Origin of the sequence: Bradyrhizobium glycinis (assembly GCF_016031655.1) — a bacterium.
GTDB lineage: Bacteria > Pseudomonadota > Alphaproteobacteria > Rhizobiales > Xanthobacteraceae > Bradyrhizobium > Bradyrhizobium glycinis.
The window spans coordinates 88,686-107,960 of sequence record NZ_JACCHQ010000010.1 but is presented as its reverse complement, the minus strand read 5'-3'; the positions used below and the strand labels follow the sequence as shown (position 1 = coordinate 107,960).

Annotated in this window: 17 protein-coding genes and 1 pseudogene; 10 read left to right on the top strand and 8 right to left on the bottom strand. The window is 65.2% G+C overall.

From position 1 onward, the window contains the following. Positions 1-135: 135 nt before the first annotated feature. From HZZ16_RS16875 to HZZ16_RS16865, 3 genes are all read left to right on the top strand, one after another. The gene (locus HZZ16_RS16875) at positions 136-588 is read left to right on the top strand and encodes a (2Fe-2S)-binding protein (RefSeq protein WP_197949683.1); all 453 of its coding nucleotides are present in this window, start codon (positions 136-138) and stop codon (positions 586-588) included. 1 nt (position 589) lies between these two features. Further along, positions 590-2,902 (top strand): xanthine dehydrogenase family protein molybdopterin-binding subunit, encoded by a 2,313-nt coding sequence (locus HZZ16_RS16870; RefSeq protein WP_197949681.1) that lies wholly within the window; start codon positions 590-592, stop codon positions 2,900-2,902. 73 nt (positions 2,903-2,975) lie between these two features. Continuing rightward, on the top strand, positions 2,976-3,233 hold the full coding sequence (locus HZZ16_RS16865; RefSeq protein WP_197949679.1) for a hypothetical protein: 258 nt from the start codon (positions 2,976-2,978) through the stop codon (positions 3,231-3,233). Positions 3,234-3,328: 95 nt separating this feature from the next. On the opposite strand, the gene HZZ16_RS16860 is transcribed toward HZZ16_RS16865, so the two are convergent. The 4 genes from HZZ16_RS16860 to HZZ16_RS16845 form a co-directional block, all read right to left on the bottom strand. Continuing rightward, positions 3,329-5,065, bottom strand: coding sequence for a methanol/ethanol family PQQ-dependent dehydrogenase (locus tag HZZ16_RS16860; RefSeq protein WP_197949677.1), 1,737 nt, complete (start codon positions 5,063-5,065; stop codon positions 3,329-3,331). Positions 5,066-5,183: 118 nt separating this feature from the next. Next, entirely contained in the window at positions 5,184-5,837 is a 654-nt protein-coding gene (locus HZZ16_RS16855; RefSeq protein WP_197949675.1) for a QcrA and Rieske domain-containing protein, read from the bottom strand. A gap of 237 nt (positions 5,838-6,074) precedes the next feature. Next, positions 6,075-6,539: a group III truncated hemoglobin gene (locus tag HZZ16_RS16850; protein ID WP_197949673.1), complete on the bottom strand. Its 465-nt coding sequence runs from the start codon at positions 6,537-6,539 to the stop codon at positions 6,075-6,077. A gap of 137 nt (positions 6,540-6,676) precedes the next feature. Then, positions 6,677-7,528: a 3-hydroxybutyryl-CoA dehydrogenase gene (locus HZZ16_RS16845; RefSeq protein ID WP_197949671.1), complete on the bottom strand. Its 852-nt coding sequence runs from the start codon at positions 7,526-7,528 to the stop codon at positions 6,677-6,679. Positions 7,529-7,853: 325 nt separating this feature from the next. Here HZZ16_RS16845 and HZZ16_RS16840 point away from each other — a divergent pair, with 325 nt between their 5' ends. Next, complete coding sequence (locus HZZ16_RS16840) at positions 7,854-8,552, top strand: ABC transporter permease (RefSeq protein ID WP_197949669.1); 699 nt, start codon at positions 7,854-7,856, stop codon at positions 8,550-8,552. Here HZZ16_RS16840 and HZZ16_RS16835 read toward each other — a convergent pair. Then, complete coding sequence (locus HZZ16_RS16835) at positions 8,526-9,335, bottom strand: ABC transporter substrate-binding protein (protein ID WP_197949667.1); 810 nt, start codon at positions 9,333-9,335, stop codon at positions 8,526-8,528. The two genes, HZZ16_RS16840 and HZZ16_RS16835, sit on opposite strands and share 27 nt — an antisense overlap. A gap of 311 nt (positions 9,336-9,646) precedes the next feature. On the opposite strand from HZZ16_RS16835, the gene HZZ16_RS16830 reads away from it, so the two are divergent. From HZZ16_RS16830 to HZZ16_RS16820, 3 genes and pseudogenes are all read left to right on the top strand, one after another. Next, a complete protein-coding gene (locus HZZ16_RS16830) occupies positions 9,647-10,762 on the top strand; it encodes a hypothetical protein (protein ID WP_197949665.1) in 1,116 nt (371 codons plus the stop codon). A gap of 172 nt (positions 10,763-10,934) precedes the next feature. Continuing rightward, the gene (locus HZZ16_RS38280) at positions 10,935-11,099 is read left to right on the top strand and encodes a TonB-dependent receptor plug domain-containing protein (protein ID WP_376707573.1); all 165 of its coding nucleotides are present in this window, start codon (positions 10,935-10,937) and stop codon (positions 11,097-11,099) included. 110 nt (positions 11,100-11,209) lie between these two features. Beyond that, positions 11,210-11,554 (top strand): annotated as a pseudogene (locus tag HZZ16_RS16820) (EAL domain-containing protein); the annotation flags it as partial. 7 nt (positions 11,555-11,561) lie between these two features. Here the strand turns inward: HZZ16_RS16820 and hutU are convergent. Genes hutU through hutI form a run of 3 tightly spaced genes read right to left on the bottom strand, consistent with a single transcriptional unit; the run spans position 11,562 to position 16,013 of the window. Next, positions 11,562-13,232: a urocanate hydratase gene (gene hutU, locus HZZ16_RS16815; RefSeq protein ID WP_197949663.1), complete on the bottom strand. Its 1,671-nt coding sequence runs from the start codon at positions 13,230-13,232 to the stop codon at positions 11,562-11,564. A gap of 10 nt (positions 13,233-13,242) precedes the next feature. After that, positions 13,243-14,802, bottom strand: a complete 1,560-nt coding sequence (hutH, locus tag HZZ16_RS16810) for a histidine ammonia-lyase (RefSeq protein ID WP_197949661.1) — start codon at positions 14,800-14,802, stop codon at positions 13,243-13,245. Next, positions 14,799-16,013: an imidazolonepropionase gene (gene hutI, locus HZZ16_RS16805; RefSeq protein ID WP_197949659.1), complete on the bottom strand. Its 1,215-nt coding sequence runs from the start codon at positions 16,011-16,013 to the stop codon at positions 14,799-14,801. Before hutI ends, hutH begins: the two co-directional genes overlap by 4 nt. An 87-nt stretch (positions 16,014-16,100) precedes the next feature. Between hutI and HZZ16_RS16800 the strand changes: the two genes are divergently transcribed. From HZZ16_RS16800 to HZZ16_RS16790, 3 genes are all read left to right on the top strand, one after another. After that, complete coding sequence (locus HZZ16_RS16800; RefSeq protein WP_197949657.1) at positions 16,101-17,459, top strand: formimidoylglutamate deiminase; 1,359 nt, start codon at positions 16,101-16,103, stop codon at positions 17,457-17,459. Continuing rightward, positions 17,456-18,181: a histidine utilization transcriptional repressor HutC gene (hutC, locus tag HZZ16_RS16795; RefSeq protein ID WP_197949655.1), complete on the top strand. Its 726-nt coding sequence runs from the start codon at positions 17,456-17,458 to the stop codon at positions 18,179-18,181. The genes HZZ16_RS16800 and hutC overlap by 4 nt, the downstream gene beginning before the upstream one ends. Positions 18,182-18,286: 105 nt before the next feature. Further along, a complete protein-coding gene (locus HZZ16_RS16790; protein ID WP_197949653.1) occupies positions 18,287-19,231 on the top strand; it encodes an ABC transporter substrate-binding protein in 945 nt (314 codons plus the stop codon). The last annotated feature ends 44 nt before the right edge of the window (positions 19,232-19,275 follow it).

Genomic DNA, 19,275 nt, shown 5'->3' with positions numbered 1-19,275 from the left:
TCCGCGTTCCTGCCTCCCTCCGGGATTTGCCCGCGCGGGAACACGGCGGGATGTTGCGAGACGACGCGCGAACCGTCGCCGACTGGCGTCGGCGGACTTTGAATTTGGCATGCTTATGAAGAGCGAGGCACGAACATGATCAAGGTGAAGATCAACGGCCAGGAACAGAGCTGGGACGGTGACCCGGATCTCCCGCTACTCTGGTTCCTGCGTGACGAGGCCGGACTGACCGGCACCAAATACGGCTGCGGCCAGGCCCTGTGCGGCGCCTGCACGGTCATCGTCGACAAGCAAGCGGTGCGCGCCTGCATCACCTCCGTCAACGACGTCGCCGGACGCGAGGTCACCACGATCGAGGGGCTGCATCCGAACGGCGATCACCCGGTGCAGAAGGCGTGGCGCCAGGTCAACGTGCCCCAATGCGGCTTCTGCCAGGCCGGCCAGATTATGCAGGCCGCAGCGCTTCTGATGGACAATCCAAAGCCGTCGCACGACCAGATCCGCGAGGCGATGTCCGGCAACATCTGCCGTTGCGGCTGCTACCAGCGCATCGAGAATGCCGTCCATCTCGCATCGACGGGAGTGTGACATGAACTTCATCGGCTATCCCTCCAAGCTTCGCGGCTTCGAAAAGCACATCAGGGTCGAGAAGGTGTCGCGCCGCAGCATCCTGAAGGGGCTCGGCGTCAGCGGCGGCTTCGTGCTCGCCGCCCCCGTGATGTCGCGCCAGGCGCTCGCCTATGAGACCGGCGCCGGCAAGATGCCCCATGGCGTCGTGGTCGATCCGCGCGTGTTCGTTTCGGTAGGCCCGGATGGCATCGTCACCATCGTCGGGCACCGTTCGGAAATGGGCACCGGCGTGCGCACCAGCCTGCCGCTGATCGTGGCCGAGGAGATGGAGGCCGACTGGTCTAGGGTCAAGGTGCAGCAAGCCCATGGCGACGAGGTCAAGTTCGGCAACCAGGACACCGACGGCTCGCGCAGCACGCGGCATTATCTGATCCCGATGCGCCAGATCGGCGCCGCCGCCCGCACGATGCTGGAGCAGGCCGCGGCCAAGCGCTGGGGCGTGTCGGCGACCGAGGTCAAGGCGGTCAACCACGAGATCGTGCACAGCGCCAGCGGGCGCAAGCTCGGCTTCGGCGAGCTCGCTGCAGACGCCGCCAAGGAATCGGTGCCCAGCATCGAGGGCCTCAAGCTGAAGGACCCCAAGAACTTCCGTTATCTCGGCAAGGGCCAGATCGGCATCGTCGATCTCCACGACATCACGACCGGCAAGGCGCACTACGGCGCCGACGTGCGGCTGCCCGGTATGAAATATGCCGTGATCGCCCGTCCGCCGGTGACCGGCGGCAAGCTGGTCAAGTTCGAGCCGGAGGAGGCGCTGAAGGTCCCCGGCGTCGAGAAGGTGATGCAGGTGCGCGGCTGGCCCTGGCCTTCGAAATTCCAGCCGCTCGGCGGCGTCGCGGTGATCGCGCGCAACACAGGCGCGGCGATCAAGGGCCGCGACGCGCTGAAGCTGACTTGGGACGACGGTCCCAACGGCAAATACGACTCCGTCGCCTACCGCAAGGAGCTTGAGGAGGCCTCGCGCAAGCCGGGGCTCGTGCTGCGCAAGGAGGGCGATGCGGACGCCGCCTTGAAGAGCGCCGACAAGGTGATCGTCGGCGAGTACTACATCCCGCATCTGGCTCATGTCAGCATGGAGCCGCCGGTGGCGGTGGCCGATGTCAAGGGCGACAAGGCGGAGATCTGGGCGCCGGTGCAGAGTCCCGGCGGCACCCGCGAGGACGTCGCCAAGACGCTCGGCATTCCCGAGGCCAACGTCACGGTCAACGTGACGCTGCTCGGCGGCGGGTTCGGACGCAAGTCGAAATGCGACTTTGCGCTCGAAGCCGCGCTGCTCTCGAAGGAGCTCGGCGCGCCGGTGAAGGTGCAGTGGACGCGGGAGGACGACATCCACAACGGCTTCCTGCACACCGTCTCGGTCGAGCGGATCGAGGCCGGCCTCGACAAGAGCGGCAAGGTGATCGCCTGGCGTCACCGCAGCGTGGCTCCCAGCATCGCCTCGACCTTTGCCGCCGGCACGGTGCATCAGGCACCGTTCGAGATCGGCATGGGTCTGGTCGATATGCCGTTCGAGATCGCGAACATCTCGTGTGAGAACCCGGAAGCCGCGGCGTTCACCCGCATCGGCTGGTTCCGCTCGGTCTCGAACATCCCGCGCGCCTTCGCCGTCCAGTCGATGGTCGGCGAGATCGCGCAGGCAACAGGCCGCGACCAGAAAGACATGCTGCTCGAGCTGATCGGCTCGCCTCGCATCGTCAAGCCCAACGTGAAGGACCTCTGGAATTACGGCGAGCCCCAGGACAGCTACCCGATCGACACCGCGCGCCTGCGCAAGGTGGTCGAGCTGGTCGCCGAGAAGGGGGAATGGGGACGAAAGGTGCCGAAGGGCCACGGTCTCGGCATCGCCGTGCACCGCAGCTTCGTCAGCTACATCGCGACAATCGTCGAGGTCGCCGTCGACGACAAGGGCAAGCTGACCGTGCCGCGGGTCGACACTGCGATCGATTGCGGCACCTATGTCAACCCCGAGCGTATCGCTTCGCAGATCGAGGGCGCGGCGATCATGGGGCTCAGTCTCGCCAAATACGGCGAGATCACCTTCAAGGACGGCAAGGTGCAGCAGAAGAATTTTGACGACTTCCAGGTCGTCAGGATGGACGAATCGCCTGTGGTGACCAACGTCTACATCGTGCCGCCCGGACCCGACACGCCGCCGAGCGGCGTCGGCGAGCCCGGTGTTCCTCCGTTCGCGCCAGCCCTGATCAACGCGATCTTCGCGGCGACGGGAAAACGCATCCGCTCGCTTCCGATCGGCAAACAATTGGAGGCGTGAGGCGGAAACCGAAGCGCGAGGCGGAACACAAGGCGCCTCGCGCCGTTTCCATCGATCTGACAGGAGCAGATCGATGACCAACATCTCAAGGGCGCTCGCAATCTCGCTGTCGGGTGCCTTTCTTTTGACCGCCGCAGGCGCATTCGCCCAGAGTAACGCGACGCCCCCGAGCACAGCGACGCGCCCCACCGGCCCCGACCAGACTTCGCTGCCCAACGCCAACGCCCCACCCGCCTCGACCACCCAGACCACCGGGCAGCACAATCCGGATCCCAAGATTCGCGAGATGAACCAGAAGGAGAAGGACAAGGTCGAGCGCGAGGGGAAGTAACTATCTGGCGCGGCGCAAACAAATGCGGCGGATGTTGCCATCCGCCGCATTCGCCACCCCCCTACTGCTCCGCTTCTTTCGATCCGCCCGCGGAGCTATTTCTTCAGCGCGAAGACCCAGACGACGCCGCCCTGCGGCACGTTGGCTTCAATGCCGATATTGTTGGTCACGAGTGCATCCTGGATGCGCTGTGCGTCGACGCCCCAGCCCGACTGGATCGCGATGTACTGCGTGCCGTCGATCTCATATGATACCGGCATGCCGACGATGCCGGAGTTGGTCTTCTGCTCCCACAACAGTTCGCCCGTCTTGGCGTGGAAGGCGCGGAAATAGCGGTCATTGGTCCCGCCGACGAAGACGAGATCGCCCGCGGTCGCCGTGACCGATCCGAACAGTTGCGACTTGGGGAAGTTGTACTGCCAGACCTTCTTGCCGGTTGCGGGATCCCAGGCCTGGAGCTCGCCAAAATGATCCGCGCCCGGCTTTGTCTTCAGACCGATATCTTCCGGCTTGGTGCCGAGCCAAAGCTCGCCCGGCTTGAGTGGCACTTTCTCGCCGGTAAAGCCGCCGCAGAAATTCTCGTTGGCAGGCACGTAGACGAGACCGGTCCTTTGGCTGTAGGCCGCCGATGGCCAATCCTTGCCGCCCCACAGCGAGGGACAGAACTCGACGCGCTTGCCCATCACCGGCTTGTGCGCAGGATCCACGATCGGCTTGCCGGTCTCGTCGATGCCCTTCCAGACGTCGGTGAAGACGAACGGCCATCCGGCGACATAGTTGATCTTGGTCGGAGTCCGCTCGAGCACCCAGAAGATGGCGTCGCGGCCGGGATGGACCAGGCTCTTGATGCTGCGGCCGTTGCGCTGCAAATCGATCAGCATCGGCGCCTCGACCTCATCCCAGTCCCAGGAATCGTTCTGGTGGTATTGGTGATAGGCCTTGATCTTGCCGGTGTTGGGATCGAGCGCGAGCACCGATGATGTGTAGAGATTGTCGCCGGGATGCGAGTCGCCGGGCCATGGCGCGGCGTTGCCGACACCCCAATAGATCGTCTTGGTCTCTTTGTCGTAATTGCCTGTCATCCAGGCCGATCCACCGCCGTTCTTCCAGTCGTCGCCTTGCCAGGTGTCGTGGCCGGGCTCGCCTTCACCGGGGATGGTGTAGGTCCGCCACAGCTCCTTGCCGTCCTTGGCATCATAAGCCACGATATAGCCACGCACGCCGAACTCGCCGCCGGAGCCACCGACGATGACCTTACCGTCGACGATCAAGGGCATCAGGGTCAGGTACTGGCCCTTCCTGTAGTCCTGCACCTTCGTGTCCCACAGCACCTTGCCGGTCTTGGCATCGAGTGCGACCACGTGGTCGTCCGTGGTGGCGAGGTAGAGCTTGTCCTCCCACAGACCGACGCCGCGGTTGGTTGGATGCAGCTGGAACAGATCGTCAGGAAGCTGCCGCTTGTAGCGCCAGTATTCGTCGCCCGTCTTCGCATTCAGCGCGATCACCTGCCCCATCGGTGTCGTCACGAACATCGCGCCATTGTTGACGATCGGCGGTGCCTGATGGCCTTCGATCACGCCGGTGGCGAAGGTCCAGACCGGTGTGAGGTTCTTCACGTTGGAGGTGTTGATCTGGTCGAGCGGGCTATAGCCGTGCCCGTCATAGGTGCGCCGATAGAGCATCCAGTTGCCTGGCTCGGGATTTTCCAATCGCTGCGCAGTGACCGGAGAATAATTCTCGATCGGGCCTGATACGGCGGCGGTCGAGGCAAGACACGTGAAGGCGACGAAGCCCGACAGTAACCATTGCTTCCTGATGATGGAAGTTTTCATGGACGTTCCCCTTTTTCATCCGTTTGAATTCTTGTTTTGAATTCTTGTCGTTCGTCCCGTCGTCCGCCCATCGGCGGATGCGGCCTCTCGTGACGCGGGCAAGAGCCCGCACCCTCCGTCATCCTGGCTGTGTGCCACCTACCTTTCCCATGAAATTGCCGGCGACGCTGAGCGAACCGTCAGCGAGCGCCAGCGGCAGCGCTGCAAGCCGCCGCGGTGCCGGCCCGAACACGACCTGCGCGCCCGCGCGGGGATCGAATTCGGAGTTGTGGCACATGCACTTGAACACCTCCTTGTCGCCGACATCGCTCTTCACCCAGGCAGTGACGGGACAGCCCGCATGCGAGCAGATCGCCGAATAGGCGATGATGCCGTCGACGGCCCGCGCGCGGGTCTTCTCATCGAGATCGGCGGGATCGAGCTTGATGATCAGGATCTCGTTCAGCCGCGAGGCGCTGCGCACCACCGATGTGGTGGGGTCCTTCGGCCAGGCATGAACCGGCGGTCCGCCGGCCTTGAGATCGGCCGCGGTGATCAGCTTTCCCTCCTGGTCACCTTCGGAGAAGACGAGCAGATCGCCTTTCTGCGGCCGCTCATCGGAGCCGGGCGGATCCTCACCTGCGCGGGCCTTGGTTGAACAGCCGAGACACGCCGTCGTCGCCAGCGCACCGAACAGCACGGATCGCCGGGTCTGCTCGGCGCCCGCATCGACATCGGGTTCCGCAGCACTTTCGGAGGATGATGAATGGGTATCGAACGACGCGCGAGCCATGCCCGCTAGCAGGCGCTGGAACTCTGCCGAAAACAAGGCGAAGACTTGGCGCCGCAGTGCATCAATATGGCTTTGCTCGCGTTGATTGAGCAAGATCGAATGCGTTCAAGCGCATTTTCGCGATTTCTACATCGCGTTGCGCGAATGGCATGATGATTTCGCAGATCAGATCGATGATAGAGGAATTGGTGCGACGCCACGATGCGATACGGGGATCCCACCCAGGCGTTCTGTCTTTCAGGACCTGAGCACGTGACGCGGCGAAGCGATGCGGCCCGCAAGTGTTGCCGACGCCATCTCAAAGCTGTCAGCGATACGACGCGCCTTGTCGATGAACAGCGCAGCCGCCGCCGGCGGGCACACCTCGCGCGCGGTCTGTTCGAACAGGTCGAGCCAGCGATCGAAATGGCCGCCGACCAGGGTAAGCGGCAGGTGTGCCCGCATCGGCGAGCCATGATAGCGGCCGCTCATCAGCACGACCGACGACCAGAAATCCCTGAGCTTGGCGAGATGCTCGTCCCAGTTCTGCACGACGCCGAAGACGGGCCCCAACAGCGCGTCCTCGCGCACGCGTCCATAGAAGCGGGTGACGAGTTCCCCAATCATCTCCTCGGTGATCCCGGTGCGCTCGATCGCATCCTGCGTCAACAGGTTCCGGCGCGCGGCCGCAGCTTCCCGCTCGGCCTTCAGTCGATCCGACATTGTCCTTTGCTATCCGTTCCGTTGTTCCCCACAGGCCGCTCGTCGATATTGTCGGCCGATCGCGCGCGGCGTCTTTGTCGCAGCGCAAATTGCGGGATCTGGCGGCGGACGCTAGGTACCCGCCGCCAATGCTTTCATTAGGCCGTATAAGTGTAAAAGCCCTGCCCGGTCTTGCGGCCGAGATGGCCGGCATCGACCATCTCTTTCAGCAGCGGCGCTGGCCGATATTTAGGATCGTTGAAGCCCTTGTAAAAGACCTCCATCACCGAAAGCATGGTGTCGAGCCCGACGAGATCGGCAAGTGCGAGTGGCCCGATCGGATGGTTGCAGCCGAGCTTCATGCCGGCGTCGATCTCTTCCGCCGTCGCGATGCCCTCCTGGAGCGCGAAGATCGCCTCGTTGATCATCGGACACAGGATGCGGTTGACCGCGAAGCCCGGGCTGTTCTTGGCCGTGATCGCCACCTTGCCGACACGCTTGGCGAAATCCAGCGCCTTGGCATGGGTGTCGTCCGAGGTCTGCAGGCCGCGGATGAGCTCGAGCAGCGCCATCACCGGCACCGGGTTGAAGAAGTGCATGCCGATGAAGCGGTCGGGACGGTCGGTCGCGGCGGCGAGCTTGGTGATCGAGATCGAGGACGTGTTGGTCGCGACCAGCGTGTGCGGCGACAGGGTGGCGCAGAGATCCTTCAGGATCTTGACCTTGAGCTCCTCGTTCTCTGTCGCGGCCTCGATGACGAGGTCGCAATCCGACAGCTTCGCGCGGTCGGTGGTGCCGGTGATGCGCTTGAGCGTCGCCTCGCGGTCGGCCGCCGACATCTTCTCTTTCTTGACCAGCCGCTCGAGGCTTCCGCCGACGGTCGCGAGACCGCGGTTCACCGCCGCATCGGAAATATCGACCATTACGACCGAGAGGCCGGCGGCGGCGCAGACCTGCGCGATGCCGTTCCCCATGGTCCCTGCCCCGATGATGCCAACGGTCTGGATCATTGCGTCACATCCTTCATCCTTGCGGGCGAGCCAGTGCAGCCCGGCCCCATTGTTCCTGCAACAGGGTCTAGCACCGCCATTGGGCCAGCGCGACCCGATCCTGTTCCTTAGCGCATCCGAGGCCGGAATAAAGCCGTCCGCAGGCAGCCAGATGCCTCGATTATGGGTCCTTAAGTGCACTTTCCGATCATCCTGAGCCCCGCTCCAACGGCCCGGTGGGACCGGGCTAGCCGTTGAGGCCTGCCGCAGGCCTTGATTATGGCAGCGGCAGCAGCGAGAACGGCGGCGCGGGGCTACCGCGGAACAGGAGCTTGCCCGAGACCGGATGAACGATTTCGCACGATCCATCGGTGCCGCCTTTGCGCTGATAGGCGAGGCCGACACCGAGCTATTGGGCATCGTCGCCTTGTCGTTGCGGGTCAGCCTGACCGCCAGTATCCTCGCGCTCCTGATCGGCGCCCCCTTTGGAGCCCTGCTTGCGATCACCCGCTTCCGGGGACGCCAGGTCATTATCATTCTGACCAATGCGCTGCTCGGCCTTCCGCCGGTCGTTGTCGGGCTCGCGCTCTATCTTCTGCTGTCGCGGTCGGGCCCGCTCGGGGCGGCGGGCTTGTTGTTCACGCCAGCCGCCATGGTGATCGCTCAGACGCTGCTGGCGACACCGATCGTGGTGGCGCTGGTGCACCGGCCGGCAAGCCTGTTGTGGGCGGAGTATGGCGACCTGGCGCGAATCGACGGGCTTTCGGCCCTGCGCAGCATGGCCCTGCTGTTCGCGCTCGGCCGGACCTCGCTGCTGACGGCGTTTCTCGCCGCGTTCGGGCGCGCCATTGCGGAAGTCGGTGCCATCATCATCGTCGGTGGCAACATCCGCGGCTTCACCCGCACGATGACAACGGCGATCGCGCTGGAAACCAGCAAAGGCGAGCTGCCGCTGGCGCTCGGACTCGGGCTGATCCTGCTCGCTCTCAGCGTCGCTGTGTCGACCGTCGCCTTCGTCCTAGTTGGGCGCGTTGGGGAAAAATAGCTGCTCGCCGCCGACCTTGTACCCGGCGATCGCTTGCTGCCCTTGCGGCGAAACCAGCCAGTCGATGAAGGCCTGTCCCTCCTTCGCCTTCACGTTCGGATGCATTGCGGGATTGACCAGCATGACGCCGTACTGGTTGAAGAGCCGCTTGTCACCCTCGGTCAGGATGGCGAGTTCGCCACGGTTCTTGAACGACAGCCAGGTACCGCGGTCCGACAGGACATAGGCGTTCGACGACGAGGCCATGTTCAGTGCCGGACCCATGCCCTGGCCGATCTCCCGGTACCAGGCGTCCTTGCCGGCACTGAGGTCGACGCCAGCCTCCTTCCATAGCCTCAGCTCGGCCGCATGCGTGCCGGACTTGTCGCCGCGCGAGATGAACGGCACCTTGGCCGCCGCGATCTTACGCAGCGCCTCGACCACATCCTTGCTGCCCGATATCTGCGCTGGATCGCTCTTGGGACCGATGATGACGAAGTCGTTGTACATGACGTCGAAGCGCTTCACGCCCTGTCCTTCGGACATGAACCTGTCCTCGGCAGGCCTGTCATGAACGAACACCACGTCGGCATCGCCGCGCCGCCCGATGTCCAGCGCCTGGCCGGTGCCGACGGCGACGACCTTCACGCCGATGCCTTCTGCCTTCGAGAACAGCGGAAGTAGATGGCCGAAGAGCCCCGACTGTTCCGTCGAGGTGGTCGAAGCCACGGTGATGGTGCGATCCTGTGCGAAGGTGATGGTGGACCAGAGCAGAACCGCTCCGATAGTGACAAGCTTCCTCATGCGATGTCCTCGACAAGACAATGACGGTTCTGAATAGCGGCTCCCGACGACGACGGGAACCCCAGCCTTGGATCGCAACGAGAGCCAAGGCTCACGCGCCTCGGCAGGAACGTGCAGCAAGCGCGCAGGGCAGTCCACTGCGCGGTGGGCGTTCGCGCGCAGAGTGGATGCGGGGATGTTCTGCAATTGGTCCTCCCTACATTGACACGGATGTGACGGCCGGGGCAGGTTTTCACATTGCTGACGAATCAGCGATTGCCTCACGCCGAGCACCTCTTGGACAACTCCCAGTGCTTTCGAGACTGATATCGTTGCTGCGCCGCATCCCTGCGGTGAACTGGGCGTTTTCCCGACTCCGGCCTGTGCCGCACAGCAGCAACCTCGACGTCGCACCGACCGCGGAGGTGTCCCCTGCCATCGCCGAAGACGTTGCCAGCACTGCTCCCGCGCCGATCGCGGAGATCAGCGCTGACCCGGTGCACGACGAGGCTGATCTCGCCGCCACCGCTCCCATCGCGAAGAACGATGCGGCTGTGTCGGTCGTCGCGGAGATTGCGGCCGACGATAGCTGCATCGGCGGTTCATCTTCAGAGTTGGCAACGGCAATCGAGCCGCCGGCGACGCCGCCCGCCACCGACCAGGCGTTGGCTGCATCGGCCGGTGCGGAGAACGAGCCAGTTGCAACCTCCGGTCTCGCGATCGTGGACGATGATGCATCGCCTGCTGAAATCTCTGTAGAGATCGACTCTGCCACCGCAGAAGAGATTGTGGCTTTATCAGCAGACCTCGCGACTGCTTCGGCCGATCTCCCTGCCGTCGTCATCGAGGCTGCCCCGTCGCCTGACATATCCGTCGACGCCGAAGCAATCCCGACCCATGTCGAGAACGTCGCGGCCGTTGCCTCTGAAGCCAGCGCCGCGATCGACCCGGCGCCCGTCGTCGCGATCGCGCCGGCTTCCACAAACGATGCACCGCTCGCCACAGCCGTTGCGACGGTGACCAACGCGTCAGCCCACGGCGCCGCCGAGCCAGAACCGGCTCAGCCTCTCGCGTCTCCCCCTTCCGAGGTCCGCGGCGTACCGAAAGTTCGCGCGAGAGCCGCAGAGCCCGCCGACCGCGCCGCGCTGATCCGGCAGCGCTGGGCGGAGAGCGGAATCAGGATGTGGAATCCGCGGCTGCACGGCACCGGCGAAGCCGCGCTGAACATCCAGGGAAGCGTCGGGCTGCTGCCCCCGGCGCCTGGCGAGACAATGCCGCGCTACGACAAGCTGGAATTCAGGATGCTCGGCGGACAGATCGTCTGTGAGGGCGTGATCGTCGAGGCCCCCGTTCAGACGAGCCATCGGAGCTTCACGCGGCTTGCCGAGCCGCGGATCAGCGAGCGCGTCCGCGAACCGGTGCGCGAGCGCCAAGCCGTTCTCGCCTGATCCTTTCTTCTGCGATGGCCACGGCAATGTGCTAGGCTGATGTCCCGACATGGGAGATCGCAGATGCCAGCAAGGCTATTGTTCCTGGTCGTGATCGCCTTTGCCATCTCGCAGCCGACGCTCGCCGCGGGCAAGCGGCCGCATCATATGACCGCGCCCGCCACCGATCCGCTTGCGCCCCTACAAAGCCGACCGGCTCTCCTCCTCACGCGGCCAGGCGATCCTCGACACGCCTGGTCAGACCACCGTGCTGACGCGGCAGATCCTCGACGACAAGAAGGCAACCAGCGTGCGGGACGCCATGCGCTCGACCGCCGGTGTGACGATCGGACGCTAGGCCACTCACACCGCTTTTAATCGGCCCTGCACCGGGGCACTCGCCGACACCGTGGTTAGGAGGTTGTAGCTGCGGCGATGTCGGGCGACTTGCTCCTGAGGCGCAGGCCCGTTGCCGCAGACGATTTCGGCACCGGCTATTCGTCGCTGAGCCACGTGCACCGGCTGCCGCTCGACAAGATCAAGATCGACCGCAGCTTCGTTGCCGACATCAACCACAATCCCGTCAGCTACAAGATCGTCAAATCGCTCACGGGTCTCTGCGACGATATGGAGATCGCCTGCGTCGTCGAGGACGTCGAGACGCGCGCGCAGCTCGACACCTTGCGCCGCCTGGGATGCCACTTCATCCAGGGTTACTATTTCGCCAAACCTATGCCGGCCGACGCGATTGACGACCATCTGACGAAGGAGAGCCGGCGCCTCGAAGGCACCGGTGCCAAGGTCGTGGCCTGAGCCTCGCCTACTTCGCCAGGCTCGGCAGATCGAGCCCCTTGTCGCGGGCGCAGTCGATCGCGATGTCGTAGCCTGCATCGGCGTGGCGCATGACGCCGCTGGCGGGATCGTTCCACAGCACGCGCTCGATCCGCTTCGCAGCCTCCGGCGTGCCGTCGGCGACGATCACCATGCCCGCGTGCTGCGAATAGCCGATGCCGACGCCGCCGCCATGATGCAGCGACACCCAGGTCGCTCCGCTGGCGCAATTGAGCAGCGCATTGAGCAGGGGCCAGTCGGACACCGCATCCGATCCGTCCTTCATCGCCTCGGTCTCGCGGTTGGGGCTCGCCACCGAGCCGCTGTCGAGATGATCGCGGCCGATCACGATCGGCGCCTTCAATTCGCCGCGCGCCACCATCTCGTTGAAGGCGAGCCCGAGGCGATGACGATCGCCGAGACCGACCCAGCAAATGCGGGCCGGCAGGCCCTGGAACTTGATGCGCGCCTTCGCCATGTCGAGCCAATTGTGCAGATGCTTGTCGCCAGGCATCAGCTCCTTGACCTTGGCATCGGTCTTGAAGATGTCCTCGGGATCGCCAGACAGCGCGGCCCAACGGAACGGCCCGATGCCGCGGCAAAACAGCGGGCGGATATAGGCGGGCACGAAACCGGGGAAATCGAAGGCGTTCTTCAGGCCCATGTCCTGTGCCATCTGGCGAATGTTGTTGCCGTAGTCGAGCGTCGGAATGCCCCGGGCATGGAAGTCCAGCATGGCCTGGACATGCTCGACCATCGACGTCTTGGAGGCGCGCTCCACTGCCTTCGGATCGGATGCGCGCTTGGCTTCCCATTCCACCAGCGTCCAGCCCTTCGGCAGGTAGCCGTTGATCGGATCGTGCGCGCTGGTCTGGTCGGTGACGATGTCGGGCTTGACGCCGCGGCGCACCAGCTCGGGGAAAATCTCCGCGGCGTTGCCGAGCAGGCCGACCGAGACCGCCTTCTTCGTCTTCGCGGCGTCCGCCATGATCGCGAGCGCTTCATCAAGCGTGGCGGCCTGCCGGTCGAGATAGCCGGTGCGCAGACGCATCTCGATGCGGCTCGGCTGGCATTCGACGGCGAGCATCGACGCACCGGCCATGGTCGCGGCCAACGGCTGCGCCCCGCCCATGCCGCCGAGTCCGGCGGTCAAAATCCATTTGCCGGCGAGGCTGCCGCCATAATGGCGGCGGCCGACCTCCACAAAGGTCTCGTAAGTGCCCTGCACGATGCCCTGGCTGCCGATATAGATCCAGGAGCCCGCCGTCATCTGGCCGTACATCATCAGGCCCTGGCGATCGAGCTCGTTGAAATGATCGAGCGTCGCCCAATGCGGCACGATGTTGGAATTCGCGATCAGCACGCGCGGTGCATCGGCATGGGTCCGGAACACGCCGACCGGCTTGCCGGACTGCACCAGCAGCGTCTGGTCCGCTTCGAGCTTGCGCAAGGCCGCAACGATCCGGTCAAAACTCTCCCAATCGCGCGCGGCGCGGCCGATGCCGCCATAGACGACGAGCTCGCTCGGGCGCTCCGCGACGTCAGGATCGAGATTGTTCATCAGCATGCGCAGCGGCGCTTCCGTGAGCCAGCTCTTGGCGCTGATGTTGCTGCCGCGGGGTGCGCGGATGGTGCGGTCATTGTCCAGTCGGCGGTTCATGCGGGCCTCTTCAGACGAGTCTCGGAAACGGATCGGTGGGAAGCTGGGCGAGCGCGGCAGCTGGAAGCGCATCGGCTTCGATCAATGCAGCGGCCTTGGCGAGATCGCCGGCCATGTAGCGATCGGCACCCAGTGCGGGCACCTGCTCACGCAACGCGGCAATGACGGCGACCAGCGGCGCACTGGTTGCATGCGGCGCACGCAGCGTGATGCCTTGGGCTGCGACCAGAAGCTCGATGCCGAGAATGGCGGCGAGATTGTCGGCCATGTCGGACAGCCGCCGCGCGGCATGCGCGGCCATCGAGACATGGTCTTCCTGGTTGGCGCTGGTCGGCGTCGAATCGATCGAGCAGGCGAGCGCACGCTGCTTGTTCTCGGCATAGAGCGCGGCCGCCGTCACCTCGGCGATCATGAAGCCGGAATTGAGGCCGGGATCGGGGGTGAGGAACGGCGGCAGGCCGAAATTGAGCGCGGGATCGATCAGCGTGGCGATGCGACGCTCGCTGATTGCGCCGATTTCCGACAGCGCCAGCGCGAGTGCATCGGCGGCGAAGGCGACCGGCTCGGCGTGGAAATTGCCGCCGGAGACGATCTCCCCGGTTTCGATCAGCACCAGCGGGTTGTCGGTGACGGCGTTGGCCTCGACGATCAGCGTGCGCGCGGCTTGCATGATCAGATCGAGCGCTGCGCCTGCAACCTGCGGCTGGCAGCGCAGGCAATAGGGATCCTGCACGCGTTCATCGCCCTCGAGATGCGACAGGCGGATGTCGCTGCCATCGAGCAGCGCGGTCAGCGTCGCGGCCGCCGCGATCTGGCCGGCATGGCCACGCAGCGCCTGAATTTCGGGGCGGAACGGGGCCGTCGACGCCATTGCCGCATCCACCGACAGCGCACCGGTCACAAGTGCGGCGCGGGCGAGGCGATATGCACGCAGCACGCCTGATATGGCGTAGGCGGTCGAGAATTGCGTGCCGTTGATCAGCGCAAGGCCTTCCTTCGGCCCAAGGGTCAACGGCTTGAGGCCGGCCGCCGCGAGAGCGTCGGCGCCGGATACGGTTTTCCCGTCAACGATCGCCTGCCCTTCGCCGATCATCACCGCCGTCATATGCGCGAGCGGCGCCAGATCGCCGGAGGCGCCGACCGAGCCTTGCTGCGGCACCAGCGGATAGACGCCCCGGGCCAGCATGTCCTGCAACTGCTCGATCACCGCGCGGCGTACGCCGGAGGCGCCGCGGCCGAGTGAGACGATCTTCAGCGCCATCATCAGACGCACGATCGGCTCCGGCGTCGGCTGGCCGACGCCGCAACAATGCGAGACGATGAGGTTGCGCTGGAGCAGCGCGGTCTGGTCCGGCGGAATGCGCTTCGACGCCAGCTTCCCGAAGCCGGTGTTGATGCCGTAGACGGGGATGTCCGCCTGCGCGGCCTGCGTAACGATCTCCGCAGCCGCCTCGACCCGCGGCCAGAACGACGGATCGAGCACGACAGGGGCGCCTTCGAGCACGCGCGCGAGATCGTCGAGGAGGACCGCTCCCGGCTTGACGACGATCGCTGTCACCTGCTCCGTCACTGCCCCCTCCATACTCGCTTGTGCAGCGGATTGAAGCCGATGCGGTAGACCAGTTCGGCCGGGCGCTCGATGTCCCAGATCGCAAGGTCGCACCATTTGCCGGCTTCCAACGTGCCGGTCTCATTCAGGAGGCCAAGCGCCCGCGCGCCTTCCCGGGTGACGCCGGCGAGGCACTCGGCCACATTCATCCGGAACAAGGTCGCGCCCATGTTCATCGCGAGCAGCAGCGAGGTCAGTGGCGAGCTGCCGGGATTGCAGTCGGTCGCCAGCGCCATGGCAACGTTGTGCTTGCGGAACGTCTCGACCGGCGGCTTCTGCGTCTCGCGAATGAAGTAGAACGCGCCGGGCAGCAGCACCGCCACCGTACCGGCCCTCGCCATTGCGGCGGCACCGGCTTCGTCGGTATGCTCGAGATGATCGGCCGAGAGCGCCGAGAATTTCGCCGCAAGCGCAGCGCCGCCAAGGTTCGAAAGCTGGTCGGCATGGAGCTTGACCGGCAGTCCAAGCCCCCTCGCCGTCTCGAACACCCGCGCGGTCTGCTCGGCGGAGAATGCGATGCCCTCCATGAAGGCATCGACGGCATCGGCTAGGCCAGCCTTTGCGACCGCCGGCAGCATCTCCTTGCAGACGAGATCGATGTAGCCATCCTTGTCGCCACCGGCCTCGAGCGGCAGCGCATGCGCGCCCAAGAACGACGTGCGGATCGCAACCGGCCGCACACGGCCGAGGCTGCGCGCAGCCGCGAGCTGTCGCATCTCGGTTTCTGTGTCGAGGCCGTAGCCGGACTTGATCTCGACCGTGGTGGCGCCCTCGCCAATCAGCGCGTCGAGGCGCGGCAGCGCGCCTGCGACGAGCTCGGCTTCGCTGGCCTTGCGCGTTGCCGCCACCGTCGAGACGATGCCGCCGCCGGCGCGCGCGATCTCCTCGTAGCTCGCCCCTTTCAGGCGCAGCTCGAACTCGTGCGCGCGGTTGCCGCCATAGACGAGATGGGTATGGCAGTCGACGAGACCGGGCGTGATCCAGCGCCCCTCGCAATCGATCCGCTCGATCGCGTCTGCGTCGAGCGGAAAGTCCGCTTTCGCGCCGGCATAGGCGATGTGGCCGCCGCGTGCGGCGATGACACCATGCTCGATCTCGCCAAGATCGGGACGATCGACCCGCATCGTGGCGAGGCGGGCATTGTGCCAGATCCGGTCGAAGCGCTCTGCCATGCGGGTATCCATTCGCCTTGGGGATGCTTGACTTATATGTCTAGACATATAATCGTAAGGCGGTTCTGTCCAGCCGGCGTGTAAATCATGACCCGACTGCATTTCGCTTCCGCGCTCCTGCCTTCGGGCTGGGCGAATGACGTGCAGGTGGTCGTCACCGCCGGCGCGATCGCGGCGGTGACACCGGGCGTGGCGCCGGCCGCCGGCGACGAGCGCCACGCCATCGCGCTTCCGGGACTTGCGAGCCTGCACAGCCACGCGTTCCAGCGCGGCATGGCGGGCCTCGCGGAGCTGCGCGGCGATTCCACCGACACGTTCTGGACCTGGCGCGAGACGATGTATCGCTTTGCTCTCGCAATGACGCCCGACGACGTCGCGGCCGTGGCGACGCTGCTCTATGTCGAGATGCTCGAGCAAGGTTTTACCCGCGTCGGCGAATTCCACTATCTGCACCACGACCGCGACGGGTGGCCCTACGCTGACCCCGCCGAGATGGCCGCGCGGATTGCACAGGCGGCCGAAGCCTCGGGCATTGCGTTGACGTTGTTGCCGAGTTTCTACGCGCATGGCTCGTTTAGAGGCGCATCGCCGCATGCCGGGCAGCGCCGCTTCATCTGTTCGGTCGATCAGTTCGCTGCATTGATGACGGCATCGCGCCAGGCGATCAGCGCGTTGCCCGGCGCCAATATCGGCATTGCACCGCACAGTTTGCGCGCGGTGACGCCGGACGAGCTCGCCGCCATCATTCCACTCGCCGAGGGCGGGCCGGTGCACATTCATGCCGCCGAGCAGGCGAAGGAGGTCGAGGATTGCCTCGCCTGGTCGGGCCGGCGCCCGGTGCAATGGCTGCTGGAGCATGCGCCCGTCGATCGGCGCTGGTGCCTCATTCACGCGACCCACATGACCGATGACGAAGTGACGGCGTTCGCCAAGACCGGTGCGGTCGCGGGCCTCTGTCCCATCACGGAGGCGAGCCTCGGCGACGGCACTTTTTCGGCGCGGGAGTTTGTCGACGCCGGCGGCTGTTTCGGCGTCGGTACTGATTCCAACGTGTTGATCGGCGCCGCCGACGAATTGCGCCAGCTCGAATACGGCCAGCGGCTCAAGCACCGTCAGCGCAACGTCCTCTCCGCCGGCGCAGGTCGCTCGACAGGACGCTCGCTGTTCGACGGGGCGCTCGCTGGGGGCGCGCGGGCGCTGGCACAACCCGCCATCGGCCTTGCGCCCGGCGCACGTGCCGACATCGTCACGCTCGACATGGCGCATCCGTCGCTGGCGAGCCGCGCGCGCGACGCGGTCATCGACGGCTGGATCTTCGCCGCCGGCGGCGCCGCCATCGATTGCGTCTGGGCCGGCGGCCGCAAGGTGGTCGAGGGCGGTCAGCATGGATTACGCCAAGCCGCACGCGAACGCTTCAACGCATCGATGCGGAGGCTCGTCGCATGAGCCTCGTCACCGATGCCGACAAGCCGACGCTCTACAAGCGCATCCGCGCCGACATCGAGAAGCGCATCCTGACCGGCGAATGGCCGCCCGGACATCGCATTCCCTTCGAGCACGAGCTGGTCGCGCGCTACGGCTGCTCGCGCATGACCGTGAACAAGGCGCTGTCTGAGCTGGCGCAGGCCGATCTGATCGAGCGGCGGCGGCGCGCCGGCTCGTTCGTGCGCCGGCCGCAGCATCAGTCGGCGGTGCTGAAGATCGCGGACATCCGCGCCGAGATCACCGCGCTCGGGCGCTCGTACGGCTACGAGCTGATCGGCCGCAAGCTGCGCGCGGCGACGGCCGCCGACCGCGACCGGCTCGGCGTCAAGAAGGCCGGCAAGGTGGTTGCGATCACCTGCCGGCATAGCGCCGACAAGGTACCCTTTGCGGTCGAGGACAGGCTGATTGATCTCTCGTCCGTACCTGACGCTGCGACCGCGGACTTCTCGCGCGAGCCGCCCGGCTCCTGGCTGCTTCACCATGTCCCATGGACCGAAGCCGAGCACACGATCAGCGCCATCGTTGCGGACGACCGCACGGCGGAAGCGCTCGACATCGCCGTCGGCGCGCCCTGCCTCGTGATCGACCGCTACACCTGGCGCAGCGCTCGCACCATCACCGCGGTGCGCCTGCTCTATCCCGGTGACTCTCACCGCCTTGTCGCCCGATTCAAGGGAGGCTGAGAGGACATGTCGGCACAATTCGTGCAACGCATCGGGCAACGGTCCAGCTGGGCCGAGAGTGATCAACAGGACGTCAAACCATCGATCGGCAAGAGGACGACAATCATGCGTAATTCGACAATATTTGCGACAATCATTGCCCTCGCGGCCACGACCCCGGTGCTCGCCGACGACGTCAAGGTGGGCGTCGGCATCTCCGGCTGGACCGGCTTCGCGCCGCTGACGCTGGCGAAGGAGGCCGGCATCTTCAAGAAGAACGGCCTCGACGTCACCATCAAGAAGATCCCGCAGAAGGACCGCCATCTCGCGATCGCCTCCGGCGACATCCAGTGCGCGGCGACCACGGTCGAGACCTGGATCTCCTGGAACGCCAACGGCGTCGCCACCAAGCAGATCTTCCAGCTCGACAAGAGCTACGGCGCCGACGGCATGGCCGTGCGAAACGATATCGCAGCGATCAAGGACCTGAAGGGCAAGACCGTCGCTGCGTCCGCGCCGGGCACCTCGCCTTATTTCGCGCTGGCCTGGATGCTGAAGAAGAACGGCCTCACCACCAAGGACGTGACCGTCGTGAACCTCGAGCCGGCGGCTGCGGCGCAGGCCTTCGTCTCCGGCCAGAACGATGCGGCGATGACCTATGAGCCATACTTGTCGACCGTGCGTGCCGCGCCGGATAAGGGCAAGATCATCGCCACCACGCTGGACTATCCGATGGTCATGGACACGTTCGGCTGCACGCCGAAGTTCCTCACCGACAATCCCAAGGCCGCCAAGGCCCTCGCCGACAGCTATTTCGAGGCGCTCGAGATGATCGCCAAGGACCAGGCCAAGGCCTACGAGATCATGGGCGCCGACGTGAAGCAGACCGCCGAGCAGTTCGGCAACTCGGCGAAATATCTGCGCTGGCAGGACAAGGCCGCGAACCAGAAGTTCTTCGCGGGCGACTTCCTGACCTTCAACAAGGAGGCCGCCGAGCTCCTGCTCGAGATCGGCATCATCAAGGCCGCGCCGAAGGTCGAGGACCTCTACGACCCGAGCTTCATCAAGTAACTTTCTCCAAGCTGCCGGTTCCGCCAAAGGCGGGGCCGGCGCAC

Excerpts from the sequence above, each read along its gene's own strand:
- HZZ16_RS16875 (WP_197949683.1), top strand. The coding sequence starts at position 136 with ATGATCAAGGTGAAGATCAACGGCCAGGAACAGAGCTGGGACGGTGAC.
- HZZ16_RS16870 (WP_197949681.1), top strand. The coding sequence starts at position 590 with ATGAACTTCATCGGCTATCCCTCCAAGCTTCGCGGCTTCGAAAAGCAC.
- HZZ16_RS16865 (WP_197949679.1), top strand. The coding sequence starts at position 2,976 with ATGACCAACATCTCAAGGGCGCTCGCAATCTCGCTGTCGGGTGCCTTT.
- HZZ16_RS16860 (WP_197949677.1), bottom strand. The coding sequence starts at position 5,065 with ATGAAAACTTCCATCATCAGGAAGCAATGGTTACTGTCGGGCTTCGTC.
- HZZ16_RS16855 (WP_197949675.1), bottom strand. The coding sequence starts at position 5,837 with ATGGCTCGCGCGTCGTTCGATACCCATTCATCATCCTCCGAAAGTGCT.
- HZZ16_RS16850 (WP_197949673.1), bottom strand. The coding sequence starts at position 6,539 with ATGTCGGATCGACTGAAGGCCGAGCGGGAAGCTGCGGCCGCGCGCCGG.
- HZZ16_RS16845 (WP_197949671.1), bottom strand. The coding sequence starts at position 7,528 with ATGATCCAGACCGTTGGCATCATCGGGGCAGGGACCATGGGGAACGGC.
- HZZ16_RS16840 (WP_197949669.1), top strand. The coding sequence starts at position 7,854 with ATGAACGATTTCGCACGATCCATCGGTGCCGCCTTTGCGCTGATAGGC.
- HZZ16_RS16835 (WP_197949667.1), bottom strand. The coding sequence starts at position 9,335 with ATGAGGAAGCTTGTCACTATCGGAGCGGTTCTGCTCTGGTCCACCATC.
- hutU (WP_197949663.1), bottom strand. The coding sequence starts at position 13,232 with ATGAACCGCCGACTGGACAATGACCGCACCATCCGCGCACCCCGCGGC.
- hutI (WP_197949659.1), bottom strand. The coding sequence starts at position 16,013 with ATGGCAGAGCGCTTCGACCGGATCTGGCACAATGCCCGCCTCGCCACG.
- HZZ16_RS16800 (WP_197949657.1), top strand. The coding sequence starts at position 16,101 with ATGACCCGACTGCATTTCGCTTCCGCGCTCCTGCCTTCGGGCTGGGCG.
- hutC (WP_197949655.1), top strand. The coding sequence starts at position 17,456 with ATGAGCCTCGTCACCGATGCCGACAAGCCGACGCTCTACAAGCGCATC.
- HZZ16_RS16790 (WP_197949653.1), top strand. The coding sequence starts at position 18,287 with ATGCGTAATTCGACAATATTTGCGACAATCATTGCCCTCGCGGCCACG.